19 protein-coding genes and 8 pseudogenes are annotated in these 26,811 nt (G+C 52.7%); 13 read left to right on the top strand and 14 right to left on the bottom strand.

Annotated elements, in window-relative coordinates:
* Positions 1 to 189: 189 nt before the first annotated feature.
* The 3 genes and pseudogenes from PHA81_RS14995 to PHA81_RS14985 form a co-directional block, all read left to right on the top strand.
* Positions 190 to 456 (top strand): hypothetical protein, encoded by a 267-nt coding sequence (locus PHA81_RS14995; RefSeq protein WP_273837372.1) that lies wholly within the window; start codon positions 190 to 192, stop codon positions 454 to 456.
* A 245-nt stretch (positions 457 to 701) separates the two neighbouring features.
* Positions 702 to 1,523, top strand: a complete 822-nt coding sequence (locus tag PHA81_RS14990; protein WP_273837371.1) for an IS5 family transposase — start codon at positions 702 to 704, stop codon at positions 1,521 to 1,523.
* 51 nt (positions 1,524 to 1,574) lie between these two features.
* Positions 1,575 to 1,964 (top strand): annotated as a pseudogene (locus tag PHA81_RS14985) (zinc ribbon domain-containing protein); the annotation flags it as partial.
* 65 nt (positions 1,965 to 2,029) lie between these two features.
* Here PHA81_RS14985 and PHA81_RS14980 read toward each other — a convergent pair.
* On the bottom strand, positions 2,030 to 2,389 hold the full coding sequence (locus PHA81_RS14980; RefSeq protein ID WP_273837370.1) for a hypothetical protein: 360 nt from the start codon (positions 2,387 to 2,389) through the stop codon (positions 2,030 to 2,032).
* 220 nt (positions 2,390 to 2,609) lie between these two features.
* On the opposite strand from PHA81_RS14980, the pseudogene PHA81_RS14975 reads away from it, so the two are divergent.
* The 3 genes and pseudogenes from PHA81_RS14975 to PHA81_RS14965 all read left to right on the top strand — a co-directional run.
* Positions 2,610 to 2,699 (top strand): annotated as a pseudogene (locus tag PHA81_RS14975) (IS6 family transposase); the annotation flags it as partial.
* A gap of 107 nt (positions 2,700 to 2,806) precedes the next feature.
* A pseudogene (locus tag PHA81_RS14970) lies at positions 2,807 to 3,142 on the top strand (integrase core domain-containing protein); the annotation flags it as partial.
* 172 nt (positions 3,143 to 3,314) lie between these two features.
* The gene (locus tag PHA81_RS14965) at positions 3,315 to 4,154 is read left to right on the top strand and encodes an aldo/keto reductase (RefSeq protein ID WP_273837369.1); all 840 of its coding nucleotides are present in this window, start codon (positions 3,315 to 3,317) and stop codon (positions 4,152 to 4,154) included.
* A gap of 512 nt (positions 4,155 to 4,666) precedes the next feature.
* Here the strand turns inward: PHA81_RS14965 and PHA81_RS14960 are convergent.
* The 3 genes and pseudogenes from PHA81_RS14960 to PHA81_RS14950 all read right to left on the bottom strand — a co-directional run.
* Positions 4,667 to 4,764 (bottom strand): annotated as a pseudogene (locus PHA81_RS14960) (IS5/IS1182 family transposase); the annotation flags it as partial.
* Positions 4,765 to 4,988: 224 nt separating this feature from the next.
* The gene (locus PHA81_RS14955) at positions 4,989 to 6,908 is read right to left on the bottom strand and encodes an ABC transporter substrate-binding protein (protein WP_273837368.1); all 1,920 of its coding nucleotides are present in this window, start codon (positions 6,906 to 6,908) and stop codon (positions 4,989 to 4,991) included.
* A gap of 324 nt (positions 6,909 to 7,232) precedes the next feature.
* Positions 7,233 to 8,402: pseudogene (locus PHA81_RS14950) on the bottom strand (ISH3 family transposase).
* Positions 8,403 to 8,516: 114 nt separating this feature from the next.
* Between PHA81_RS14950 and PHA81_RS14945 the strand changes: the two are divergent.
* Together PHA81_RS14945 and PHA81_RS14940 are read left to right on the top strand one after the other, a co-directional pair.
* Entirely contained in the window at positions 8,517 to 10,331 is a 1,815-nt protein-coding gene (locus PHA81_RS14945; protein WP_273837367.1) for a BNR-4 repeat-containing protein, read from the top strand.
* A 223-nt stretch (positions 10,332 to 10,554) separates the two neighbouring features.
* Positions 10,555 to 11,247, top strand: a pseudogene (locus tag PHA81_RS14940) (IS6 family transposase).
* Positions 11,248 to 11,422: 175 nt separating this feature from the next.
* On the opposite strand, the gene PHA81_RS14935 reads toward PHA81_RS14940, so the two are convergent.
* Complete coding sequence (locus PHA81_RS14935; RefSeq protein WP_273837365.1) at positions 11,423 to 12,184, bottom strand: IclR family transcriptional regulator; 762 nt, start codon at positions 12,182 to 12,184, stop codon at positions 11,423 to 11,425.
* A gap of 645 nt (positions 12,185 to 12,829) precedes the next feature.
* Complete coding sequence (locus PHA81_RS14930) at positions 12,830 to 13,813, bottom strand: transposase (RefSeq protein WP_273837364.1); 984 nt, start codon at positions 13,811 to 13,813, stop codon at positions 12,830 to 12,832.
* Between the two features lie 39 nt (positions 13,814 to 13,852).
* Here PHA81_RS14930 and PHA81_RS14925 point away from each other — a divergent pair, with 39 nt between their 5' ends.
* The 3 genes from PHA81_RS14925 to PHA81_RS14915 all read left to right on the top strand — a co-directional run bounded on the left by PHA81_RS14925 (position 13,853) and on the right by PHA81_RS14915 (position 16,822).
* Positions 13,853 to 14,227: a hypothetical protein gene (locus PHA81_RS14925; RefSeq protein ID WP_273837363.1), complete on the top strand. Its 375-nt coding sequence runs from the start codon at positions 13,853 to 13,855 to the stop codon at positions 14,225 to 14,227.
* 321 nt (positions 14,228 to 14,548) lie between these two features.
* Positions 14,549 to 15,298 carry an IclR family transcriptional regulator gene (locus PHA81_RS14920; protein ID WP_273837362.1) on the top strand — a complete coding sequence of 250 codons (750 nt, stop codon included), beginning with the start codon at positions 14,549 to 14,551 and terminating at the stop codon, positions 15,296 to 15,298.
* A 309-nt stretch (positions 15,299 to 15,607) separates the two neighbouring features.
* Positions 15,608 to 16,822, top strand: a complete 1,215-nt coding sequence (locus PHA81_RS14915; RefSeq protein ID WP_273837361.1) for a hypothetical protein — start codon at positions 15,608 to 15,610, stop codon at positions 16,820 to 16,822.
* Positions 16,823 to 17,668: 846 nt separating this feature from the next.
* Here the strand turns inward: PHA81_RS14915 and PHA81_RS14910 are convergent.
* The 3 genes and pseudogenes from PHA81_RS14910 to PHA81_RS14900 all read right to left on the bottom strand — a co-directional run.
* Positions 17,669 to 17,858, bottom strand: a pseudogene (locus PHA81_RS14910) (IS6 family transposase); the annotation flags it as partial.
* A 326-nt stretch (positions 17,859 to 18,184) separates the two neighbouring features.
* Positions 18,185 to 19,108 carry a dihydrodipicolinate synthase family protein gene (locus PHA81_RS14905; protein WP_273837360.1) on the bottom strand — a complete coding sequence of 308 codons (924 nt, stop codon included), beginning with the start codon at positions 19,106 to 19,108 and terminating at the stop codon, positions 18,185 to 18,187.
* Between the two features lie 257 nt (positions 19,109 to 19,365).
* Positions 19,366 to 20,565 carry a transposase gene (locus PHA81_RS14900; RefSeq protein ID WP_273837358.1) on the bottom strand — a complete coding sequence of 400 codons (1,200 nt, stop codon included), beginning with the start codon at positions 20,563 to 20,565 and terminating at the stop codon, positions 19,366 to 19,368.
* 381 nt (positions 20,566 to 20,946) lie between these two features.
* Between PHA81_RS14900 and PHA81_RS14895 the strand changes: the two genes are divergently transcribed.
* A complete protein-coding gene (locus PHA81_RS14895; RefSeq protein WP_273837356.1) occupies positions 20,947 to 21,786 on the top strand; it encodes an NAD(P)-dependent oxidoreductase in 840 nt (279 codons plus the stop codon).
* Positions 21,787 to 22,030: 244 nt separating this feature from the next.
* Here PHA81_RS14895 and PHA81_RS14890 read toward each other — a convergent pair whose 3' ends face one another.
* From PHA81_RS14890 to PHA81_RS14870, 5 genes are all read right to left on the bottom strand, one after another.
* On the bottom strand, positions 22,031 to 22,441 hold the full coding sequence (locus tag PHA81_RS14890; protein ID WP_273837355.1) for a cupin domain-containing protein: 411 nt from the start codon (positions 22,439 to 22,441) through the stop codon (positions 22,031 to 22,033).
* A 44-nt stretch (positions 22,442 to 22,485) separates the two neighbouring features.
* Positions 22,486 to 23,406, bottom strand: a complete 921-nt coding sequence (locus PHA81_RS14885; RefSeq protein ID WP_273837452.1) for a mannonate dehydratase — start codon at positions 23,404 to 23,406, stop codon at positions 22,486 to 22,488.
* Between the two features lie 277 nt (positions 23,407 to 23,683).
* Positions 23,684 to 24,889, bottom strand: a complete 1,206-nt coding sequence (locus tag PHA81_RS14880) for an IS4 family transposase (protein WP_273837354.1) — start codon at positions 24,887 to 24,889, stop codon at positions 23,684 to 23,686.
* 62 nt (positions 24,890 to 24,951) lie between these two features.
* Positions 24,952 to 25,311, bottom strand: a complete 360-nt coding sequence (locus PHA81_RS14875; protein ID WP_273837353.1) for a hypothetical protein — start codon at positions 25,309 to 25,311, stop codon at positions 24,952 to 24,954.
* Entirely contained in the window at positions 25,308 to 26,186 is an 879-nt protein-coding gene (locus PHA81_RS14870) for an integrase core domain-containing protein (protein WP_273837352.1), read from the bottom strand. The genes PHA81_RS14875 and PHA81_RS14870 overlap by 4 nt, the downstream gene beginning before the upstream one ends.
* 101 nt (positions 26,187 to 26,287) lie before the next feature.
* On the opposite strand from PHA81_RS14870, the pseudogene PHA81_RS14865 reads away from it, so the two are divergent.
* Positions 26,288 to 26,811, top strand: a pseudogene (locus PHA81_RS14865) (ISH3 family transposase); the annotation flags it as partial.

Raw genomic sequence — 26,811 nt, 5'->3', positions numbered from 1 at the left:
GGCGATAGCCGTGCCCGACCGCCCGGCTACCGCAAACGCGGCGATTTGCACCCACGCTCCACGGTGTCGTTCAAAGTGGCTGGCTTCAAACCCCACGCACAGTATCAGCGCGTTCGTCCCTTGAAAGGCCGGATCCTCAGTGAACACCGCTCTGGCTTCGTGATCTGTGAGTATGGGACGCGCCCGGACGTGGATCTCGCCGAGGGGGGTATTCAGCAGGTCTGGGCTGTCCACAAACGCGGCGAGTGGCGGTTTCAGTTTGTCTGCTGGACGATCATCGATCCCGACTCACCGGGCGACGAGGTTGCCGGGATCGACCTCGAAATATACAACTCCGCCGCCGTCTCGTTCGGAGGCGAGTCATTGCTGTACCCCAGTGGGGCGCTCAAGGAGGACAAATACTACTTCGACAAGAAACGCGCAGAGTGCGACGACTCGTTCTCCCGCGAGGCATAGCGCCTTGACCGGAAGCGCACCGATCGCCGTACACACTTTCTCCACACGCGCTCGAAAGAGATTGTGGCGAAGTGTGTCGAACGCGAGGTCAGCACGCTCGTCGTGGGCGACCTCGGTAGCATCCGCGAGGACGCGAATGGTGACCCATTGAACTGGGCGACCATGGCAACATGGGCTCTGTAGTTTCGCTAGACGGAGCCGCCGCGACTGCGTTATTGCTGTAGAAAGCGAAGAGACGGAGTGTTGTGACTTCGGAGTTCCGTCTCCTCACGCGTGTTACGGTCGCTAAGGCTAAATCAGTTGTCGCTAACCCGGACGAACCCGCCGACCCCGAAGGGGGTGGCGGGTTCGCCGAGTGGGCGATGCTCACGCTGCATGCACTCCGCATCGAGCTGGGCAAATCCTACCGCGTCGCGGTGGATTTGCTCAGCGAGATGCCCGGCGTCCTTGACGAGATCGGCCTCACGCGATTGCCTCACTACACCGTTCTCCGCACGTGGTTTGCACGGATTCCGACCGAGACGTGGCGTGCGTTTCTCGGCGCGTCAGCCGAGAAACGCACTGGCCACGCCGCCATCGATTCAACCGGCTTCGACCGCGACCAGCCCAGCCGCCACTACGCCAACCGCACGCACTACCGCGTCCGAGCGCTGAAAGTCACTGCACTCGTGGATGTCGAAACGCTGTACATCACCGACATCCATTCAACCACGAGCAAGAAACACGATGCGAAGATCGGCCCGCAGGTCGCCCGGCGCAATGCCGGCGACCTGCGGAGCCTCGCAGCCGATCGAGGCTATGACGCGAAAGCCTTCCGCGACGAACTTCGTGAAAACGGCATCAGACCGCTGATCAAACACAGGATCATGAACCCACTCGATCACGCCCATAACGCCCGTATGGACGGTGATCGATACCACCAGCGTTCCATGTCAGAAACCGTCTTCTCGTCAATCAAGCGCACGCTCGGCGCAGCCGTGCGTGCGCGAAGCTGGTGGTTGGAGTTCCGTGAAATGCTGCTGAAAGCCACCGTCTACAACCTCCGACGGAGCGTCCGATACACGTGAAATCAGCCGCTGTGTACCGAAACTACAGAGCCGCAACATGGACCTCTACGGTGGGAGTTCGACCGTTTCACCACGTTGCTTGACTACGAGGCCGAAGCCGAAGGGATCGAGATCGAACTCGTCTCCGAACGGGATACATGGAAGACCTGCTCGGTCTGTGGGACGAAAGCGGACAGCCAGCGTGTCGAACGTGGCCTGTACGTGTGCGACGACTGTGGGTTGGTCGCCAACTGCAATGGCGCGGAGAATATCAGACAAAAGGTACTCTCGAATCTCGCCACGGATGGCAGTGATAGGGATAGCGGCTGGTTGGAACAGCCAGCGACCCGTCTCTTTGACCGAACGCGGGGAGTGTTCTTTCCGCGTTCCGAGGCGGATTGCAAACCGGAATATCTTACCGTGGATTACCACGCTTTCAGGCGCGGGATAGTGTCCATTTGAAGACAGCTCCTCAAAGAGTACTCACAGTTCGTTTACTGAACCGATGGAAAGCACCGATAGTGCGGTTACTCTTCGTCGAGATTCCCTTTCGAGTCCCAGATCTCGGTCATTAAATCGGCGAATAGTGTAGTCCGAAGTGGATAACCGTTGTCATCTTTTTCTTCGATTGGAGCTTGTCTCACGTTCTCGACGAACGATTGTTCAAAAGTCATGTCTGCGAGTGTATCGTGAACATCGAAAGTGATCCGGCCGTCTGCATCAGTTCGAAGCCAAGCTGCTGTCTGCGTCTGGTTATCATACTCGATCGTATACGTCTTGCCACCGATCAGGTCGTAAATGTCGTCAATGTCCCCGACATCGAACCAACCGTCGTCGCTTTCGATTACGTATGTTTCACCTTCGAACCGTGTCTCGTATCGGTCCATACTCACTCTATTGTCGTCAGACGATTAAGATACACGAATTTCGTCGCTCTGAGACAAATCCATAACCACTACAAATACGTCAAACAAGAAACTTGATTGGATGTTCAGGGACGTCTTCATTTGGTAGGGTTGTCACTGTGTTCGAGTCGCTTGACACTGGCCGTGCCCACGAAGCGGTCTGAAACTGGACTACCACGCTCTGATAATCAGGGGGCCGCTTGTCGACGGCGAGAAGAAAGGGCTCTATGCGGCGATCGATACCGATTCGAAGTTTTTCTTAGCGCTTGACGTGTTCAGCCGATACGGGACTGAGTGACTGCGTAACGTTTGGATAGTCGATGATCGCGACTGTTTTTCTGTGACGAAAACCGAACGACGAGGATGAGTAGGCTGGCGCGCTCTCCGACCAGTATTCAGTTCTTACGCAGACCATTCGACTCCGCGTCGGCGTTCCTCCACTGTCTCAGCGAGAGACACAAGGTCTCAGATACCGAGTTCCTCACCGACGTAGGTGGGTATCTGACCGTTCCCGCTCGGCTTAAACTGGACGGCGGACTCAACTTCAGCGAGTGGAATATCATCAAAGAATGATTACAGACCGTGACGATGCGGATCGACCGTTTCCACTCGTCCTGGCGGCGAAGTCCAGCCAGGGCACGGCACTGGCTGCAACGGTTCAGATACCACTACAACCACGACCGACCGAATCAAGCGCTCGATGGACGAACGCCGATCGAGGAGGCTCTCAACTAGACAGCGCCCTGTCGCCCGCATTTGCCGCACTTTCGTCTGGAATCAGCGGTAGGTGCATGATGATCTCGATGAGTTGGTTTCGGCCAAGTACTCACCAATAATCTCGTCCTCTCAGTATTATCCCGCTTTCCAAATAGTTAAGAGGGTGTAAAACGGACTGACCGATCGCTGCATGACAATACCACATGCAACCTTACCAAGCGGTGACGAAATGCCAATTGTCGGGACTGGGACGTGGAACCTAAGTGGGGAGACTGTACGTGAATCAGTACGTACTGCCCTCGATGCGGGATACACACACGTAGATACTGCCGAAGGGTATGGAAACGAATCAGAAATCGGCGACGTACTCTCAGAATACAAGCGAGATGGTTTGTTTCTCACATCTAAAGTTCTTGCAAAGAACTTGAACTACGAATCAGTCATCGAGGCCTGCAAGAATTCCCTGGAAAATCTTGGGACTGACTATCTGGATTTATACCTGATTCATTGGCCAAATCCGGCAATTTCAATTCGGGAGACGATGGACGCTATGGCCACACTACACGACCAGGGTTTAGTTCGAAACATCGGCGTGTCAAACTTCAGTGCTTATCAACTCAGTTGTGCCCAGCACGTCTCTGAACTACCAATAGCTGTTAATCAGATCGAATTCCATCCATGGTTGCAACGCCCAGATATCGTCGAGTATTGCCAGGAAACGAACACTATCGTTGAGGCTGCGGCACCCCTCGCTCGAACAGAAATTTTGAGTGACGAGATCGTCCAGGAATTGGCTGAAGAATACGAAAAGGCCCCTGCTCAAATTGTGCTTCGGTGGGCTATCGAAAATGATGTTGTTGTCATACCGAAATCATCTTCTTCAGAGCATATTAAAGAGAACGCTGAGCTCTTCGACTGGAACCTCAAGGATAGCGATCACCAGCGATTAAATGAGATTGATCGAGACGAACCGGTATACGACACCGCTGCAAAGGATTGGACAGGAGAAACCTACGGCATTCAACAGTAGTCATAGTATTCTCCACTCATAGCAGCGGAAAAGTATAAACATAATTTCAATCGGCAATGAGATCCACCCACAGATTCTTTGGGTTTACTCACGCTGTCACTTCCTTTTCAGTCCAGACGAAGAATCGAATGAGTACTGCTTCCATTTAAGTACTAAAAAGGAAGGATGGTGTCTCCCCTACAGATCGTATGACCGACCAACTCTGACATGGTTTCGTGCTTCTGGGGCGGCTATATCACCATACCATGATGAATTATTCGAGTAGAGAACTATTCAATTATAGAATTGAAAAATATTTATATTCATATTAGAATCTCTGGAAATTGGACTCTTTAGTTGGGGTGGCTTGAGAGACAAGCAGGTCGTAGCGAGCACTGTTCGTGGCACTCGGTGACCTGCTCAGAGGGACGTTGAACGTGGACTGTGATGAGATTTGAAACAATGGACGCACCCGAACATCTTGAAGGGTGTTCGGGGGTATCTCCATTTGATGGGGCTATCACTACGAGAGTCCGGAGAAAATAAAGGGAAACGAAGACGTGATCGACGAACCCGCCGCCACCATTCAGGGCAGCAGAATCGTCTCCATCGCCAGAACCCTTTCACCGATCGAGACACACTACTCGGTAGAGCGGGAGATTTGTGTCATAGACAACGCAAGCCTCCCCTTCAGTACCTTTGATTTAGCGACCTATCTCGCTGCCGTCTAGTGATTCAACACAGTCAGTGAGTCCTCTGCTCACTGAAATTCTTCGAATCGCCAACAGTATTAGTGTGGTGCGTTGACAGAAATGATTGCGTAGTTCCAATAATTCTGGCCTGATAATGTTGATATCAACCCTTGTACTTTGGGTAGCCTACTCGAATCGGCCAGAATTGGGGGTTGCCAATCCGCATATTGGGGTTTTGGTCAACACCGTATTCATCCTTGCTGAGCCCTCGATCGCCAGAAGGCTGAGGCCATTTCCAATCATCAGTCGTGTATGGAGCTGCTTGGTTCCGAACTACGTCATAGGTTTTGTCCTGGTTCCAGTTGTATACCCAAGCTACCTTCTGCAGAAGCGGTCGTTGTTCGTCTTCGGTAGTCGCTCTGGATAGATCTGTGATGACTTGGTTGACATCGACTGTCGAGAGTTTTCCGTTGGGTTCCCCGATCGGAGGTACTTCTATTTTGTACTCATGCTCTGAACGACTGTCATCCCAGTTATTGGGCCAGGCAGTAATCCCTGCTTCTGAGATCATATTAGTCCGGTACCCGACGGTAGGAAGTGGTGGTACCTGTCCCTGCCAGTAGTGCAATGCATCGTACTCACGATTTGGAACCGATTGACCCTCGTATGTTGTAGATTCCTCATTATAGATTTTAACTCTAACTCCGAACGACTCTAGCGTCTGCTTGAATGCCTGACTCCGACCGGAGAAATACGGGGGTGATTTTACATTGACTTGGAACACCTTTCCATTCGGACGCTTCCACCATTTCCCGCTTTTCGTGAATCCCTCCTCCTTGAGCAGTTTGGATGCTTCATCTTTGTTGCCAGTTTTTCCAAACTTGAGATAGTCTCCCTTTCGATCACCGAGCCACTTGTCTGTTAAGAAATTAGACATTCCACAGGGCACGTCGGCAGCCTCGAGCATAAACTCGCCGTAGGCTTCTCCTTTAACCATCAATTCTCGGTTAATTGCGTGAGCTAGCGCCCAGCGAACCCTTCGATTGTCGAACGGCTTTCGACGAGTATTCCAAGTAATGGCTCTGCCGGTATGACGCTGTTGAACGATCCAGTCAATCCAGTCGTTGCCATTGTCGTCTAGTTGTTCGACCTGTTTACTCGTGATTGAGGCGTTTTGTGAGACATCAGCCTCTTTATTCGTTAGTCTCTGCCAACGCTTTTCTGGCGTATCGATTGGAAGCATCACAACTTGATCAAATTCGAAATCGTCCGCTGTGATGTGGGGATTTGAGTAGTCTTCGTAAACCTCTAGGATCAACCGCGTGGCGTCTGAAGCTTTGTATTTAAGCGGGCCACAACCTAGTCCTTGGTCTAGCATCTGTCTACCGGTGATTCTCTGTTGAGTGAGGTCGTTCATTGCACTCTGACGCTCAGCGTCACTATTGGCATCCTTGAGTGCGTTCAGGTTCTCTTTAAACAGATCGTCACGGTACATCCATCGCGTACCTCCGAACAACATATCCTCAGCGAGCAGCGGGTTTACTCTCGTGGATAGAGTTAGTTCCGCCGTTTTCTCTCCAGTAGCCTCTGCTTTAGAGATGTATTCCCAGAGAGGATCTTCATAAAATTTAAAAAGTTCAAGGTTTCCGACGAAATCTTTCGCTTTATACGGGGTGCCATCATGCCAGGTGAAATCGTCGTAGATATGGACTTGAACCGTTTCTCCCTCTTTAATCGTCGAAGGCCATTCCCAGTTGTCTATAAGAACGTTGTGCCACTTCTCGCCTTGCTGGTCGTAGCCGGCGGCGAAGTCAAAGACAAGGCTGCGATGCAAATCATCGGTTCCACCGTTCCATGGATTGAAGTTAATCTCGTTCGGTTTCACCGCATCCATAAACATCCGGAGCGAAACAGGATCACCGTTGCCATTACTACCGCTGCTGTTGTTACCACTAGTTCCACTACCAGAGCATCCGGCCAAACCAACAGCTCCGATAGTGCTCAGCGCACCTGCTGATTTCAGTATCTGTCGCCGCTTAGCTTCGTAGCTGTGTCTGGTACTACGCTTGCCACTGTTTGGCATATCCATACCGTATTTGTGCATGAGTATAAGTGTTTCCCTATCCATTTGACTTCTGCTTGGTACACTCTCTACGGTTTCTGTTTAGTATAGATCCATCGTAGATGCCCATTCACGGACCTTCGGCTCTCCTCATAGAATCAGTACCTCACAAAGCTCGTCGGCTGACTGCTTCTGAGATGTGTGTTCGGTAGAGAAATCGGTGCCGAGCAACTGCTGAGAAGGACGGTTCGACACCGAGAGTACCAAACTTGTCGCAGTCGGCGGCGTTCCGCCGCCGACGCGACGGTGTTGTCACTCGCCGAGCGGGCGGTCCCGGTCGGTGGGTCAGCGCTTGAAGCGGTCGTCCGGAGGCTTGTTTGCGGGGACGGCGCGACGCACTGCGAGCGCCGTCTCCGCTGCTCTCCGTACCATCCCGAGGAACTCGTCGAATCGCCATGGCTTGAGGTGTCGTGCACCTTCGGCGCGGTGACGCCACGTAATCCCAGTGCAGATATTGTCATGCATTTTAGAGAAGGAAGTTGATTAGTACGTACAGAAACCGCACCGCTGAATTCTGTGTCGTTGTCGTCGCAATGCTTCGTTCGGACAGACGGTAGGTCGATTCGATCTCGAAGCGTCGGCTGTAGTACTTCCGAACCTGACGTGGAGTATCGATAAACGGCACGTCACGGCTACGCCGTTGACGCGCCGCACCTTCCTCGTTGTACTTTCCCTGCTGGTATATACAGTCGTTGTAAAACGGAAAATCGACGGTCCACGTGTGACCGTCGATTTCGCCGTGGAGGTCATGGTTGGTCACGCGGCTCCAGCCTTCACTCAGTTCGGTCTGAATCTTCTCGCCCCACTTCACTATCGGCATGGCGAAAGCGTAGTTGTGGGCAGCGAGCAGCGTCAGACAGTGCGTATCGTGGAACTCGCGATCAAGGTAGACGGCCTTGACTGCGAGGTTTAGGCCGTTGAGCACACCGAGCAGTTCCGCGAGGACCAAGCTGGCGATGTCGCCGTCGGTGAGACGGCGCACCGCCAGCGTGTAGCGTTTGTTGCGTACGCGGGCGTAGAGTGTGGCATAGCCCTGGAACGTGGTTGTTCCAGCTTTAGCGAGTAACTCATAGAGTCCCTCCTCAGAGTCGTACTCCTTGCCATAGTACGGACGGAGGTGGAGGTCAGAGACGCCCTCCACGGCCGATCCGAGAGGAGTTCAAGGATGTCTTGCTGGATGAGTGTCTTGCCGACTCGCTCGAGCTCTCAGAGTTCGAACTTCGTCTGGAGATGGTGGAGGATCGTGTTGCCGTGGGGTGAGTCCTCCGAAATCTCGCAGAGATGACTGACTGAGTCCTCGTCGGTGCAACAGCTGACGAGGACGTCCTAGATGTCCTCGGAGTCGATATCGGCACTTTCGCTGAGGCCGATATCGATCTCCTTGTCGAGAGTGTTGACGAGAAAGTTGAGCACCTGCTCTTCGGTGAGTTCATTGGCTACTTGGTTTGGCTGCATCAACCGACCAAGCAGTCCGTTCACCTGCTTGCCTTGTGAACTACTGATGACAATTAGGCGTGATTTGTGTCCCCATTCCGAAGATATAAGATACACCCGCGAACAGAGCAAGATATGGCTCCAGAGAAAGAAGAGTGTGCCGAGAGCGATCACACACAAGCCACTGCAGCTGATGACCCCGTACTATTCACCAATCGTGGTGCGAGACACGCAGTTACCGGAAACCATGGAAAACAAGCAGAATACGTGGAGAGTGAGGACACCACCTTTGTTGTTATTCGAGGAGACCTTGGTCAGCAGTACGCACTAACTTACGACCACGAAACCGGCGAGCGATCGCCTCACTATCGGATTGACGAAGATCATATGGCAGATGATCGCCACGCCACTCCAGCACTGGCCATCGATGATGATGGGATCATCCACGTCTTCTACAGTTCGCACAACAGCTACCACTACTACGCTCGAAGTGAGAATCCATACGATATCACTTCTTGGGAGCGTCGAGGTCAGATGACAGATATCCCAGAAGGCACGTACCCAATTCCGTTGGTCTATGAGAATGACGTTTACGTGCTCTATCGGACCGGTGGTGGTCTGGCTGACGGCACCAGTTCACATGGCGACAGTTATCCTGTTCACGAGTTTGCGACTATTGTCCGATCGACAGATAGTGGAAATACCTGGGAGGACATTGGGCCGGTTCTGGACGTAACCGAGCATCCGGAGCAGGATTCAGACGCGTATATCACGGATTTCGATGAGCGTGATGGCAAGTTCCACATTTCGTGGTTCGTCGCCAATGGTGACAACCACGATGACTACCATTCGGATGCCTACCACGCCTACTACGATCCCGAAATGCGCGAGATGTTCGATCTCGCTGGCAACAGCTACGGTGACACTGTCGCTTGGAGTCAACGCGAGGAGGGGCATGTTAGAGTGTACAATGGCGAGTACGTTACCCCGGTCAAGCATGCTCTTGGTGAGGACCAGACGCACGTCGTCTTCGGTGCCGAGCACCCTGAACGGGGCGATGGGCAGTACTTCCTCGCCACGTGGGACGACGGCTGGGAACTCGAGGAAATCCCTGGCGCGACGCATAACTACAAGTGGAAGAAGTGCGATGCGCGGATATCAGACGACGGCTACCTCGAAGCCCACCTAATCACTGACGACGACGGCGTCTTGCACCTCGAAAACGGGCGGCGTCACAGCGTCGGTAATTACGACATATACGCTAAGGACCACCACGGTAAATGGACCTCTCGCCGCCTAATTGAACGGTACTACCATGAGGGAGTCTCCGTCGTACGCGAAGGCGCAGAGAACATCGCCGTCGTTCGTAACGGACACGACGAATTCGCGGCACTTGGTGCGGAATACACCCCAATGGACGATTCACGCCAGAGGCCGATGGCACGCGTGTGGGCCATCGGTGATATCGATATCAGCCCAGCCCTGCAATACGTTAATGACCAACCTAAGACAGTCGCCCAGCGTCACCGCTTCTCGGAGGATCCTATCCAATTCAATCATGGTACGGGTGACAGCGGCTGGATTCAGCTCTTAGAGTTCGCCGGCGCAGGCTACAGTAGCATGTTCGGACTCGGGATCGACGCCTCTGAGCGGGCGCTACACCTGTTAGGTCACGAGAATTGGACCGACAGTGTCTCGCTTTCACTCCGTAATGTTGCCGAGAACGTTCTGGAGATCCATAACGATGGCACCGCCCGCTTGGGCAACAACGGTTTGGTCTACCCAAAGAAAGATATCTCCAAAGGCGGTTACACTGGGGTCTACGACGGCGAGATAGTTCAGAACGAGACGAGCCAAAACGACAATCCCGAAGGCCTCTGGCGGTGGGATGAAGACGGAGCACAGTGGAAGGTTGAGCGTGACCCCACTACCACGGTCTCGCCAAAGTAAAATCGGTTGAGAAATTCACTTCCCGCTTCTTTCCCTCAATACTACTCGTTTCCGTTTGTGCTGCTATTTCTATCCTTCATCTGAGACACTTCGAGTTACCTCGATTAATAGTAGCCCCTTCTATATACGATATTAACAAGAATGAAATCGAGAGCAACGGAGAGAAAGGCAGTGTCTAGTTGAGGTGGGTTGGGGAGTGAGCAGGTCGTAGCGAGCACTATCGATGAAACTCGCGGACCTGCTCAGAGAGACGCTGAACGTGGATTGTGGTGAGGTTTGGGAGAACGAGCGCACCCCGACACCCGTCAGGATGTTCGGGATGCGTCTCCATTCGATGGGGCTGTCGCTGCGGGAGATCGTCGCGGTATTCGACTGGCTCGGCGTTGACCGTTCACACGGAGCAGTCTAGAACTTGACGCACGCACTCTCAGAGGCCCAGCCAGCCCCGCCGACGGCGAAGCCGTCGCGAGTCGCCGTCGACGAGAAACAATCAAAGTAGATGGCGAGAAGAAGTGATTCTATGCGGCGATCGACACGGATTCGAAACTCCTCTTAGAGGTCGACGTGTTCAGCCGCCGCGGGACAGACCCCGCGGTGTTCACGAGAGCGAAGCTCTCGTGCAGCCCATCAGAACGCTTCGCGTTCTGAGGACGGCGTTCCTTCACCGACTCACCGAGAAACACAAGGTCTCAGATACCGAGTTTCTCACCGGCGCAGGCGGGTATCTCACCGCGTTAGCTCGCCTCGACCTCCGCGGAGAATTCAACTACAGCGGCGGAATCTGATCGAGAAGTGGTTCCAGACCGTGACGATGCGGACCGACCGCTTCCCCTCGTTCTGGCAGGGGAGTCCAGCCAGCGCACGGCGCTGGCTGCAACGGTTCAGATACCACTACAACCACGACCGACCGAATTAAGCGCTCGATGGACGAACGCCAACTGAGGAGACTTTCAACTAGCCACTGCCATGAGATTTCTTCCATGACTCGACAAATGATTAGTGCCTCTGCTTTTCGAGCCACTATCGACGTGATACGAGGAGGTGAATGAAAAACTTCCCGCATAGAGGAACAGGTTGCTGTGGAGCATTCATTAGGAAAACTTAGAGTTGAGTTCGATTATGTTTGCAGTACGCGTGACTACATTGGGAATTTCTTGGTTGAGGCGATCACCTTTCATTCGTCGTGATGGACCTGACACGCTGACCGCACCCATGATTCTATTATCCTGAATCACAGGAGCTGCGACACATCGAAGTCCGATAACATTCTCCTCATCATCGATGGCGTATCCACGATCCCGTATCTTCTTGAGATCCTCAAGGAGTGATTCTCGATCGGGAACCGTATTCTCAGTCTTTACTGGGAGTCCGTGACGGTCAATAATTTTGCCAACACGATCATTGGACATATACGCCATCATAACCTTGCCTAACGACGTGCTGTGAAAGTACTCTCGTGTTCCGACGTTCGAGGACGTTTGGACACCATTCTTACCGTATGTTTTGTACAAGTAGACTACCCATCCATGTTCCTTGGTTGCGAATTGAGCAGTTTCACCGGTCTCTTCGGCAAGACTTTCGATCTCTTTGCGGATAACATCGTAGTTATCGATTTGACCGCGGACGCGCGTAGCCATGTCAATATACTTCAACCCGAGCTGGTATTGGCCACCATTTTTAATAAGGTACTCTTTGCTGTGAAGTGTCCTGAGTTGCCTGTGTGCTGTGCTCTTGGAACAACCTATTTCGTCAGCCAGTTCAGTCACGCCTGCACTACCGAGCTCACAGAGTGCATCAAGGACATCACAGGCGAGACCAACAGAATTGAGCAGGTTTGTGTCTTTCTTTGGCATATGACATTGATTATGCTGCACACACTTAACCATTGTTCTTCTATGTGGGAAAGAGGGTTTGTTAGATCCTTTGGAAACCGATCTGAAATAGTGGAGTATATTAACCCCTGTAACGCTCGAGTTAGCTACGAGAGATAGGCAAGCAGAATACTTTCGAGGAAAAGCCCACCCACCTGAGTAACACGAATACATTCGTTATAGTAGCGGGAACAGCGATGGTGTGTAACATTGATATGCGTGTTATAGACGCAAGGTTCATAATCGCCACAGCATATGTACCACTGAAGATAGGGACATGGCACAATGAAATCAAATTAGTGACTGTACCGGAGCCACGATCAGACAGCACTCATATAGGAAAAGACTATTATTGGATTTGCTTGTTTAACCATATCTACTACTGTTCCTCAGGGTGGAACGGATGTCCCATGATAATCACCGAGCTCACCGAGTTTCATAGACAGTGCTCGCTACGACTTGCTCACTCCTCAAGCCACCTCAACCAGATAGTGCAGATCGATTACTAACCGCTATAGAGCCCGTCTAAGAATTCCGCCCCATCAGTCCCCTGACGACGACTGAAGATACTGCTGCACGATTCAACAGACCAATTCATCCGTCGACAAAAAAGAGGACCGGGCTCAGTTATCCGACGATCGCGTCCGCCACTTCGTGGCCGTCCGGCCCCCGGCCGGACCGCCACAGTTTCAGCAGGTTGTGCGTCGCTGAGAACAACGACCACTCCGCTTGTGCCCCCGTCTCCCCGCGTAACAGGAATCGGTCGCAGCCGCGGGTGACGTGCTGACCGAACACTGCTTCAACGCTCTGGCTGCGCTTGCGGTAGATGCCTCTACCCCGTTTCGTCCGGAGTTTCCGCTCCATGCGTTCTTTCAGCCCGTACCATTTGGGGATCCGCCCTCGTGGCGGATCCGCCTCTCGAAGTTCTTTCCGTCGCTTCCAGTCTTTGGTCGTGGCGATGAACAGTTCCGTCTGCTCATCCGCTAACTGCGCGTTCGCTTTGCTCCAGTAGCCAGCATCGGCAAGCGCCTTCTCCGGGCGCTTGCCGTTCACCTCCTCGCAGTTCTCCAGCATCGGCTTGAGTTGCTGTACGTCATTTGCGTCAGTAGTGATGTCCTGAGCGACGATGACCTGCGTGTCGCAGTCCACCATTGCTTGGCCGTTGTAGCCCTGTTTCCAGCCGTTGCTGGTTTTGAGCGTTTGACTCGCTGGATCTGTCGTGTTTGCTTTCTTGTCGTCCGGAAGCTCCACCTCCTCCGGAGGTGTGGGCTTCCGGCCACGTTTCTTCCGGCCCATTTCTTCCTCTTCTTGTTCTCTCTGGCGGATTTTCTCGGCTTGCTCCTCCTTGAGCTGTTGTTCCTCAGCGTCGAGTCGGTCCTTGGCTTCCCGCAATCGGTTCAGTCGGTCCTCTTGCTCCCGGAGTTCCTCCGGGAGCTCGTCTCCACGCTGGTACGGACCGTATTCTTCATCTTCGGCCTCGTCGATCTCGGCGGCTTCGTCGAGGATGTCGTGGATTTCGTCGGTGATCTGCTCACGAGTACGGTTCTGGTCGAGTGCAGCGTCGCCTTGGACGCGCCGGCCGTCCAAGGCGACTTCACCCATCTCGGCCATCCCAGCTTCTCGACAGAGGCGGAGAATCTCGACGAAGAGATGCTCGAACTCCTCGCGATGGTTTTTGCGAAAGAGGCTGATCGTGCGGAAGTCAGGGTGTTGATTCGCGGCGAGATAGCGGAAAGCGACGTTACATTCGAGGTGGCGGTCGAGTTTGCGGGAGCTTCGGACGCCGATACAGTAGCCAAAGACGAGGATTTTGAGCATCATGACGGGATGGAAGGGCGGCCGGCCACGGCCGTCCGCCTGTTGATCTGGATAGAACGGGTCGAGGCGGCCTTCGTCATCGAGATGATCGATGACGTCGGAGACGTAGGCTTCGAGGCTGTCGTCTTCGACCCAATCCGCGACGTTCTTCGGGAGGAGGTGTTGCTGATCTTGATCGTATCGAACAAAGTTAGACGTCACGGGTAATCCTTACGCAGTACAGGGGTTTCAGCTAGATAAGATTTGTGTCATCTGAATCCGGATCCATAGAACCAAACCCATCCTGTCGTTGTTTCTTGGACAGGCTCTATAGCTTCGAATACGATAATCACAAAGATATTATACATAATGTTTTCATCAACGTTATCATAGCGGCATTGTTCCCACCTGAATCACCCTGTCTACTCCCTACTCAGTCATACACCACCACATCAGATGGCAAATTTATAATAGTTTGAGATTGCGCCATCACGTAGACGTTCCACAGAGTGGAACAGAATTAAGTACGTGCATCGTCATTGACCGATCATGACAAAGGAGATAAAAGCGGTGCACCTTGCGTGTGAGATTCTTGACGAACTTCAAAATACACATACTGCTGGTGTGACAGAGATTGCAAATAGAGTCGGTCACTCAAAGAGTACTGTACATCGACAACTTGCTACGCTTGAATCTAATGAATACGTGGTTAGGGAAAATGGAACGTATCGTCTCAGTCTACGCTTCCTCGAAATATCGGAATATTTAACGGAACATATCGAGAATTATGACGAGATTGTCCGATCGGTAGATGATTTAGCAAAAGAGACGGGCGAAGTAGCTCAATTTGCGGTTGAAGAACATGGCCAAGTAGTCTATCTGTATAAGTCTGAAGGCGATCGAGGAGTCAAGACTGCATCTAATATAGGATCACGTAAGGAGATGCATTCGACATCACTCGGAAAGTCAATCCTTGCGCATAAACCAGATGAGGAAGTCAATGAGATAATTGAGAGGCACGGCCTCATGAGTAAAACAAAAAACACCACTACTGATCGCGATCTCCTTCGCGAAAATCTTGAGGTAATCCGAGAACGTGGATACGCACTCGATGATGAAGAAAACGTGCTAGGTCTTCGCTGTATTGCTGCTCCCATAATGCATGAAGATCGCGTTTTCGGTGCTATAAGTGTTTCAGGACCTTCTCGCCGCATGAACAGAGAGCGGTTTCAAGATGATCTTCCGGAAACCGTCACCCGCGCGGCCAACGTAATTCAACTCAATTCTAGATTCTCTTAGATAGATTAATTTCTGCTATCGCTGTTTGGTTGAGTGTGGCCATGCCAAAGGAGCGTTGTCTGCGTGTCTTCAAATGGCGATAATGACGTATCCGGGACAAAGGATACAGGCTGTAGTGATCGAGAACAGACCACGGCGTCCATGTGATTGTTCATCCCTTGCCTCTACTCAATCGTACTCCTTCTACTATCGCCAACCTATCTGTGAATCCGTTCCATAGCCACATATAGAAATACTGAGGAATTATGAATTAATGAGTCTAGCAATAACATTTATATCCCTCCCCGATTACGACTCATATTGCAGCCCATGCAAGAACATAGTAGAAGATCCGTCCTTCGTAGGGTCGGCGCGACTAGCATCGTTGGGGGAGTTGCCGCAGTAAGCGGAATCGTAACGAGCGAAACGGTTTCAGCTGCGGGACGTGACCATACCGTTAGTCCCGAAGAATCGATTCAAAAAGCTATCAATCAAGCACAGCCAGGTGACACGATTCACATTGAGCCTGGTGAGTATCGAGAAAATCTGGAAACTGTCCGGAGCGGTAATAATGGCTCACCGATTACACTTACTGGCCCCTCTGATGCAGTTTTCATGGGTGGTGGCGACGCACGAAGCTTCGAAATAAAACATAGCCACATTCACCTGACCGGGTTGACGCTGAATGGGCTCCACGATGCAGACAACCCGAATCAACTGAGCTCATATCGGGATAAAATGGTCTACGCTGAGCCGGATAGCTCAGAGTACCTTGAGGATTTGATTATTTCGCCTCATGGTGCTGGTAACACTACTGGCGAATGTATCCGACTTTCAATGACTAAGCAATCAATGGTTGGAGATTTCAACGTAATCGGGGCGACCGGTCGTGAGCACTACGGACCCGGAAACCAATCGGGATCGAACGGTGAGGTCGTTTACTTGGGAACGTCGCCTTCCCAGATCGATGAACCCCCACATAATGGGAATATCGACGAAACACGCAATATCTGTGTTCGACAGATCGACAACAGTGATGGACATGAGCACTCGGAACTCGTGAATACTAAAGAAGGAACTCGCAACATTCTAATTGAATATTGTACCGACAGAAACTCAGTCTATCCTGAAGGAGGTGAAATCAATATACAAGGTCAAGAGACTATTGCCCGGTACAATGATCTCCAAGATGGGGATGGAGCCGCTGTTCGAGTGGGATGGTCAACACCTGACCCGGATGCTCCCGATGCTGGGAAGCTAAATTCCGTATATTATAACACTCTGAAGAATAATGACGGAGATGCAATTAAGTTGCCAAAATCGAACGCTGGCCCAAGCGAACAACGTTACTTGTGTGGGAACGACTACAACGGTAGTACCGCAGATACCCCTGGATCATCGTGTCCCCGTAAACTTCCGACAAGCAGTACTTGGGGCGCCAGTGGTGGTACCTGGAAAACGGTCAAGAGCCAAAAAGGAAGGATGATGGCGAACTTCCGCTCTAGTTGGATGAGATTCATCGTGCGAGCGCGCTCCACCAACTAATCGTCAAACATCTTCTTTTAATGAGACTACCAGTAGCTGAATCAGATAGCTAGTGCGTCGCCAGATCTCGACCGACTAGCTGAGAAAGAGCCAGTCGCTCGATTGTGACTCGGCAGTCGACGCTTGCGAGCTTATTAGTGTAATCGCAAGCGTCGACTGCTGAGAAAAACCGGCTTCCTCGACCTTCCTGAACTAGTCGGTCGAAACCTGGCGAGGTACTATAGGGATTAGCAGTGATGTCTGGTGATTCGTTTGTCGAAACCGACATCAGCTAAAACCGACCGACGAGAGAAATTATGGGTTTGGCTGCTAATCTCTATAGTAGCGTTATCAACTACCAGGATTCCAGTCCTAATTGCTTTAGCAGCCAACGCAAGACACTGCACCACAGTGTCCGGATAGTGTACGTCTAAACCAGCTTTTCGACAATATTGGAACCAGTGTCACAACGAAGAGATTTCACGTTCCCAGTCATCAAGTACTGGTGATAGCACTCATCATCAATGCGCGCTATGCGTGTGGGCGTTGGAGAGAACACGCAGTGTTTGATGGATAGTCGGACTCCGACCACTCTGAGAGGTTCGCAGAAGCTCATGCTGTTGTAGCCCTGTTCGCTGCAAGATTGAGAAGTTGCCCGCGTTCCGCAGGGCGACTTTTGAAGCCGAGTCGAATTCCTCTGAGACATTTCGTACTGCAGTGGAGGTCGAGCTCTGTCGACCATGTCGCCCAGAAACGCCGCCTGGATCGTTCGACCTGCCCGCATGGGATTGTGGGCCGATGCCTGCTAGCGGTCGAAATGGGTAGCACCCATTGCGGTGTGACCGCTTTGGTTGAGCAGTTCCGCTGGTCGGCGAAGCGGTGGACCCACTGGAAGACCGCCTGATGCGAGCGCTTGATGCCGAACAGCTCGAGCACAGCCGCCGTCTCCCGCAGCGTGGAGTCGCACCTCGAGCACCCTGACGGGTGTCGGGGTGCTCTCCTCACCCCTACATTCAAGAGATGCCGTGTTCAACGTCTCTGCGAGCAGTTTCTGGATGTGCGTGAACACCAGACCCAGGAACTGCTCGTGCTTTAACTAGACAGTGAGCGTGTCATAGAGTTCGTCACACAGGCCAACAGCAGGACGAGAACCAGTGCCTGACACCGGGGCGGTATTATCGCCATTGAGAACCAGCGGTAGCAGACTTCTCGGACGGTGGCCAAATACCATGCGAATCTTTCTATGACACGCTGAGACAGCGCCAAACGATGAATCGTACAAGACAGATCGTTAGCGACACGGTAAAAGATCAACGGCCGCCGACACGACGTTATCGTCTACTTTCTCTTAGTAAACCTCAAATTTCTTGGCAGAGCCTTTCCCTATAGCGTTGCATTCTGAGTCCGCTGGTAGCACTCTTCAATCCGTCGCTTATCTTTTTCACACAGTTCGACCAGTGGTTTCCTAACTGGACCACCGTAGAGACCCGCCAATTCCATTCCGTACTTCACTGCGGGGACATTGTTCGCATTAGGAAGAGAGTTATTCGGACCAGTCTCCTCACGTAGGTCCTCGAATGGCCTGAGGATGTCTCGAATATACCGTGCCTGCTCCCAGTTCCCGGCTTCAAGCGCTTCCTGAAGTGAAATAACTGCTTCAGGAACGAAGTTTCCGATCCCGGTTGTATTCCCCTCCGCACCTTCAATAGCGAAGGAGAGTGCATATCGCTCGGCGATACCATTCAGCCAGACTAAGTCGCCCGGTGCGTCCGAGACTGTCTGTGAGAAGTCATTGATGTCGTTTACCGCATATTTCAGGCCGATGATATTCTTTATTTTTGAGAGTTCTGAGATAACGTTTCTAGAAATTGTCCCCCCGCGCTTGTATATGACAAGGCCGAGGTCAGTATTGTCAGCGATTTCTTGGAAATAGTCGATTAGGCCCTGCTCATGGATATAGGTATGGCGAGGATACATGATCATTACTGCATCCACATTTAGATCCTCATACTGAGAAATGAGATACTTCACTGTCTTCATGCTCCCGCCAGCACCTGCGATAATAGTTGAATCATCGCTGGTCGCTTTGACGTGTGTAGCTACGACTTCTACTCGTTCTTTGTTTGATAGTGAGTAATATTCGCCTGTATTCCCGCAGGGAATGAATATTTTCCCACCAGATTCCTCAATCATCTGGAGGTTCTCGGTCATCTTGGCTTGATCTACCTCTTTCCCGTCTTCGCTAAAAGGGGTAGCTGTGGTGAATATTACACCTTGGAGCTGCCTCTTAATACCGTTATAGCTCATCCTGTGAGCTTTCTGCACGCGATTATATAAGGATTGTGTCTGTCGGACCCTACCAAGTCTGGTGTTGTTGAGAGGGAAGACAAGGCCGTTACAGCTAGTTAGCTGATACGTGTCGCGGTCGGGAACGATACTTTTGTTCAATATAATAGATAAACAAAGAGGTTTGTATTTATTTCTATTACTTCCGTGAAGGTGAATTCACGTCACGATAGCGCAGCCGCTCCGCATGGAGCGGCTCGCGCACCTCTTCCTATCGATTAGCCTGCCTCAAGATCGCGGCTCCACAGATACCGCTTCTTTGTCTCGGTGAAAAGCGGAATCACTGCCTCCATCTCGATCTCCGGGAAGAGCTCGCGCATCCGCGCGAGCGATTCCTCTCGCGAGATGTAGCCGTGTTTGACCGTCCGCACGGTCATCTGGGTCTTGAGGAACGACTGGACGCCCTCATCCGTCCGAAATCGACGCTTTACCTGCGTCGATTTCGTGTGGCTGAAGTAGCGCTCGGCGTTGTTCGATGTGCTCGGGACCCACTCATCCCGAAGATGGATGGCGAATTTGTCGAAGTTCTCCATCACCTCCTCGACATAAGTCCGGACCGCTGGCGGCAGGTGCTCGATTTTATCGAGCACCGCCTCAAACCGCCGGAAAGCCGCTGGATACGACGGAGCCGCGAACACGCTCTTGAACTCACTCCAGACGATCGTGGCGTGAAGCTTCTCCGCGTTCGAGTAGCGAACGCTCCGGAACACCTCGTTCCGGAGCTTCTTCTCGCCGTTTTTCAGGAAGTGGTAGTGACACCGGTGGTGGAACGCGCCGAGATCGTCTTCCACGATCTCGGCATAATCCGAGCGTCCATCCGTGGTCACAACGAATACGGGCTTGTTTTCGAGAGTAGTGTTGAGAAATTCGCGAACAGTGGCCTTCTCGCACCCGTCGACGACTTGCTCGGCGACGGGTGCTCCCATGAGGTCATCGTAAAGCAACAACCGGTATGCGCGCTTCCCATCGATGCGGAGATACTGCTCGTCATACGTGTAGATGCCCGAATACGTGGGGAGATCGTTGCGGACGATCTCCCCTGTATCTTCGGTGATCCAGTTGCGAATTTGCTCGTCAGATGGTCGAACACCGAAATGACCGGTACAGATGTCCTGAAGTCGTTCAAGGGACGCGTCGGTGAACGCGTTCACGACGCGTACCAGCCGTCTAACCTCGTCGGGATACTGGTGTTCGTCCTCGATGTAGGACAGACTCGGCGAGAACGTCCCTCCACAGATGCGACACCGATACCGTTGCACTCGCACGGGCGCGTGCCCGTGCGGGTGCCTATCGTAGGTTCCGTGCTTGTTCGCACGCTCTGACCCGCACTCACAGACCAGCGTCGGGTCCTCGACGAGTGAAGGTTCATGAGGCGTGGTCCCGAACGATCCGGTTGGTGCGGTGTGAGTGATTGTCATTACATTCACTACCGCACCAACCTTCTAAGAACATGATGTGCTGCGTCGCTGCGGCGCAGCGACGCCACAGTAATCCGAGACGACTTCTCACTATTCGAGCATAGTTGCGCTCGTCCTCACCAACACTCTACTTGGTAGGGCCGTCTGTCGTGGTATCGTGCCGTAATTCGGACCTTTGGTTATTCCCTCGCTAGGTCTTGGTGCTGGGGTTATAAATGATCCAATCTCTGTTTGATACAACCGAAACAAAATTTGAATGTTTAACGAGTGGTCACAGGGATATCTTGAACCAGGTGTCCACAGTCTCGTCAACTGACCGGATGAGTGGCGACAGGAGTCGTTAAATATATATTATCAACGGTAGGATGATCAGTAATGCCTATGAATGTGCTTGCAACTGGGGTGTACGGCCGCTGTGGCACGGCTATTATTGATCACCTGCATGACCGCGACGAGTACGAATTCACGTATTTGAATAGGTCAGATAGGCCGGACGACCATCCCTATGGCGGATACGACACACACGTTGCGAACATTAAAGACTACGAAGCAAGCCGACCGGCGTTCAACGACCAGGATGCGGTTATCCACCTTGCGGCCTATCCCTTTGACTTCGGGACCTGGGATGATGTGCGGGCTCCCAACATTGACGGAGTCTACAATGCATTGGAGGCCGCTCGTGAGGCTGAGGTTGAGTCGTTCATTTTTGGGTCGACAAACCACGTGATGGGGATGTACGAGGTTGAGAACGCTCCAGATATCTACTATCCTGACTCAGATATTATGATTGACCACACGGATCCGAAGCGTCCGGACTCGTACTACGGAGCGACGAAGTCTTTCGGAGAAGATCTCGGTCGCTACTACGTTGAGAAACATGAGTACCCAAAACAGTTCTATGCGATCCGGATATGCAGTGTCCGTATGCCGGAGTACGACCACCCTTATGGCGACGCCGAGCGGATGGTTGACGAGGACGAGATCGAGCGCGGTAGTCCCGAGTACAAGGAGCAGGTAGCTCGAATGAAATGCATGTGGCAATCCCGACGAGATTTCGCCCATCAGGTTGATTGTTGTCTACAGGACGAATCGACCGAATTCGACATTTTCAACGGCGTCAGTGACAACGACCGCCGTTGGTACGAAATCGAACATGCGCGTGAAACCATCGGATATAATTCACAAGATAACGGCGAAGAGTGGGATTCGCCGCCGGAGTGACGAGATCGGTGGTGTAACCGACGTTGTAGTGCTCTGTTCTCATGGTAATGATCTGTCCTAGAGTGTGTTTTGCGATGTACCAAACCGCAAGTCATTGCTACTAATCCTCAGGGATAAGTTTGGAGGATAATTAAAAACTTTTGAACTGGGAGCACCGTATTCAATGGAACATCTACAAAGCAACTTTTCGCGGTCCAAGAAACGAAACCTTCGGCGTTGTGCCAGTCACTTCTAGCTGAGTCGATCAGTCCCAAGGAGTCTTGTTTCGAGTGGGGCTGAAAATGTCAATACCGGCAAGAGGTTCATCAGTTCTGTTCTCAGCAGCATGTGAAATACCACCCGGGATAACATATGACTCGCCGGCCTCGAACTCGTATTCTTTGCCTTCCATGATGACTGTGAACGTTCCCTGTTGGAGGTAGACAACTTGTTCGCTTGGGTGACTATGCTCCATCGCTGTTGCGCCTGGGTCGAAGCGGAAGTGCTGGGCGTTCATGTTCTCGCCAGCGACGAGTTGAGTAACGTGGACGCCTTCTTCCGGTTCTCGTGTTTCCTGTTCGGAAACTGATCCAGTTTCCATATTCATAACGTTGATTGCAATCCACCTAAACGTACCGATTGCAACACGGGAGTCTTCTCGCACGTACAGATGCATTTTTCACACAGACGGAATTACACGGAATAAAATCCGATGAGCCCTTACTCGGTGATTTGTTCTATGAGTCCCTGAATATAGCCGATAGCGTGCAGACGACCTTTTAGTTCATCGTCGCCTCCACCAGCCGTGACTTTCGGGTAGTGGTCAGGTCTGATCGGTCCCTCGAAACCGATTTTCTCGTATGCTCGTATCGCAGCGAGCATATCAGTCTGACCGTTGTCATGCCAAGATTCGTAGAAATTCTCGGCCACTCCTCTGACATCCCTAAAGTGGACGAAATGGATGTCATCGCCGAAGTGCTGAATCGTATCGGGGATGTTGGCGCCCATCGCGGAGAAGTTCCCCTGGGCAAGACAGATTCCATTATGATCACTCGGATGCAGATTAAGCAGGCGATCGTAAGCCTCTGGGCTCGTCATAATCCGATTTGTCCCTTCGATATCATTATCGATTGGTGGATCGTCAGGATGAATCGCAAGTTTGACTCCCGCCTCCTCAGCAACTGGGACCACCTTATCGAGGAAATACATGATGTTCTCCCAGAGCTCAGCCTTGGAGACTTGTGGAGCCCTCGCGGCTGTCGGGTCTCCCTCGAGATGACCATCGAGATGTGAATGGACGTACGCGGTCCCTCTCGAGCCGCCGCGCAGTTCAACATGGCCTGTGCGGAGTACGGAAAAGTGTGTCCGCCAGCTCCAACACCAGACGGGAATGTCGAGTCGCCCCATGTTTTTCAGGAGGTCACACACTTGCTCAATCTGCTCATCCCGACCATCACGGGCCAGCCGGATGTCATCCATAGGAGGGCGCTCCTCAATGACCTGTACAGATAGGCCGGCTGCTCGGGCTCGTTCAGTCATCTTTCGAAGCGGTTCGTACGCCCATGGCTTCGCATCTCCCGCCGGACTCGGGAGATCGAAAACGCCATTCTCAATTCCCAGCTGCGTCGCAAGGTCCCAGATCGGATCTGGGTCCGGTCCAAGTCTTAGTGAGAGCTGAATTGTTCTTCACACTCCAGCAGATCTGTTGCGTTCTGAATTCATAAAGCTAGGGGGAGCGGGACCACTGCGAGGGGCACTGGAAAGGGGTGCGTAGACTGCGCAAGCTCAACCTGATGCGAGCAAATAGACCCAGAACCAAGAAATACGTCGTCTCAGACCCAGAAAGCGAAGAAAACCACGACTCTGGCGACAGCCGTCGCTGACTGACGACGGCTGTCGCTGATGCCGTGTGATAGGATTAGCCGAACGAAGTCAGCGTCTCATTCCAGTGCGTCCGGACTTTCTGGATTGCACGCGCCACGCCACCCTTGACCGGGTGGCGTTGGCGCAGCCACTCTACAAGCACGTATCCAATCAACGCACAGAACAATTCAAACAACACGCCGTTCAGCGATTTCGAATGGAAGTTCTCGATATTCAGATACTGCTTGAATTCGCGAAACAGGATCTCGATCATTGTCCGGAGCGTGTAGATACTGATCACGTCGATGGGATCGTACACTGACGACGCCAGCGTCGTCAGGTACTGAATCTCTTCTCCGTCCGGCGTTTCCAAAATGATACGACGGAACTGTTCACCGGTCTCGGCCAGTTCGATTCGCTCGTCACGAATCCGTCTCGTTCCATCCTCGGTAGTGACCTCGACGTTCTGGACGCGCTCCAGAACGTCGAGACGGGCGTTTGACTGGAGTAGCGTGACAAAGTCATCGTCTTCGTGCTTGATCTCACAGAATCGGTGATAGAGTGTGTATCCACGGTCAAAGACCCAGATAACCGAGTCGAGGTCTGCGAAGACCTCGATATCATCGCTGAGGTAATCGAACTGCGGACTTTCGTGGGTTTCGCCCTCTGTTACGGTGGCTCCGAGCGGATGCTTGTGTTCACCGTCTACGCGTGCGGCACAGTGAAGTTCGAGTCCACCGTCGTCCGGGTCGATTTCATAGACCTGCTCGTCGTCTCCGACAAATTCGTCGGAGACGACAACTGAGCGAGTGAGTTCGAGATTCGTCGCGTCGACAGCAATTACCTCTCGCGTAAGCCACTCCAGGCGTTTTCGTTGGACAGCACGCTGATGATACAGCTGTGGCGTGTGGAGCAACGCGAACAGCATGCGAACGACCGCGCGGTAGTCGCGGTCGTTCGTGAGTTCGGAGAACCGTGACTCGGGCATTTTCTCAAGAGAGTCATCAACAGCGGTCTTATCGGCGAGTTCACTGAGAGAGCTAGACGGATCAAGTCCTTCCCGAATAGCGACTTTGAGGTGGTTATCGAAGTCGTGTGTCTCGTTGTGGATGCCGATATCGAACTCCTCGGCGATGGACTCGCTGTCGCCTTCGGCGAGCAGCGAGTACAACTCATCGGCGACAGTTTCGACAGAATTGATGTTGTTGGCATTCGTTTCACCCGATGACGGCCTATCTGATGACGTGGAAATCACAGACATCAGGCCGTCACTACCGGCTCACGCCGGTTTTAAATAGTCGAAACGCCACAGCAGCAGATTGATCAGGGCCAGATGAGTAAATGTGTTGCCTCGGATGACAGATTTTCGATGATAGTTGGTTTCTTGTTCGGATTGGCGATGTTCGCTGGAGAAGGTGTGTTAGCCGATATTGAACGTAGAAAGGTTGCACTAGCTCCTATCACTGCTGGGCATGTTTGACTTCTCAGCGTGCCTTTTTGACAGAAATAGAGTATCTGTTGTCCAATCATTCGCGGTAACCCATATCCCAAGAAGGCATCCAAAATCTTTGGAACACAATGATGAAACTCACCGATTGCGACAAGGATCAACGGAGTACCTCGCTTTCTCGTACTGACACTCAACTCATTAGTGTGCTGTCCGGTAAAGATTTCGTCGGTCATCCATCGACGGTCACCTCGGTTGCGAGAAGGTCGCCACCGCCCTTCGCTGGCGATGGCACCAACCGCTCGAATGCCTCGGCTGGCGTCTCCAGCCTGTTCCAGTCGAGGCTCATGTGCGGTCGCTCCTCGTTGTAGAAGGTGAGGAACTCCTCGAGAGTTCCGAACCGCTGGCGGTGTTTCTCGTAGGTCTGGAAGAACCGCTCGATCTTCCCGTTCGACTGTGGCCGCCCGACTTTGCAGAGCGTGTGGTCGATGTCATTGTCATGAAGAAAGCGTTCGAACTCGTGATCGAGACATGGCCGATCGTCCTGACGAGGATTGACGAACTCCGATCCGTGGTCGGTGATGACTTCCAAGATCGGGACAGGGCTGTCGAACTCCCCGTCAATACTGTCGAGGAGTTCGACGGCTTGACTCGCCGAACTGGAATCGGTCTCGATCATGTCGAAGACGCGCCGTGAGGCGTCGTCTTCGACCGCCAGTACCTGTTGTCCGCGGTCGTTGTGGTACCAGTCCATGTGGACCGTCACCGCCGCATTCTCGCGCTCGAACCGAACCCACGGCCGCCTACGGCCCTGCTTGTTCGGATGTTCGGTCACGTGGTCGTGCTCCTGGAGAATCTCGTGGACGCGGTTGTTGGCGATCGAGAGACCGTCTCTGATACGAAGTACGTGGGCGATGACGACTGCGCCAGCGCCTCGGCGCTGGCGTAGGTCGAGTATCCGGTCTTCGAGGTCGTCAGGATACTCCGCGTAGGGTCTGCGTCCCGGCGTCTCCAGCTGTGGGATTTCTCCGGTCTCGCGGTAGGTTTTGGCGAGCTGCTGGACCCGCCGCCGACTGATCTCGAACTGCTCGGCAACCACCCTCGTATCCACACCGTGGTCAACAACTCGCTCGCATATCCGGGTAGCATCGTCCTGATCAAGTTTCAGTACCTCACAAAGCTGGTTAGGTGAAGGGACTGCTTGGTGGATTGATGGAGGCCAACCAAGCAGCCAGTGAACTCACAGAGGACCAGGTGCTTAACTTTCTCGTCAACACTCTCGACGAGGAGATCGATATCGGCCTCTGCGAAAACGCCGATATCGACTCCGAGGACATCTGGGACGTCCTCGTCGGCGCAACTGCCGACGAGGACTCAGTCAGTCATCTCTGCGAGATCTCAGAAGAATCGCCGCACGGCAATACGATTCTCTACCACCTCCGGACGAAGTTCGAACTCGGAGAGCTCGAACGAGTCGGCAAGACACTCATCCAACAGGATATCCTCGAACTCCTTCCAGATCGGCCGGTGGAGGTCGTCGCCGACCTCCACCTCCGGCCGTACTACGGCAAGGAGTACGACTCCGAGGAGGAACTCTACGAGTCACTCGCCAAAGCTGGAACGACCACGTTTCACGGATACGCCACGCTCTACGCCCGCGTGCGCAACAAACGCTACACGCTGGCGGTGCGCCGTCTCACCGACGGCGACACCGCCAGCTCGATCCTCGCGGAACT

The sequence above is a fragment of the Halococcus sp. PRR34 genome, from assembly GCF_028617175.1.
GTDB classification, from domain to species: Archaea; Halobacteriota; Halobacteria; order Halobacteriales; family Halococcaceae; genus Halococcus; species Halococcus salifodinae.
Note: the sequence above shows the minus strand (reverse complement) of the source record. Positions and strands in the feature narration are given on the sequence as shown.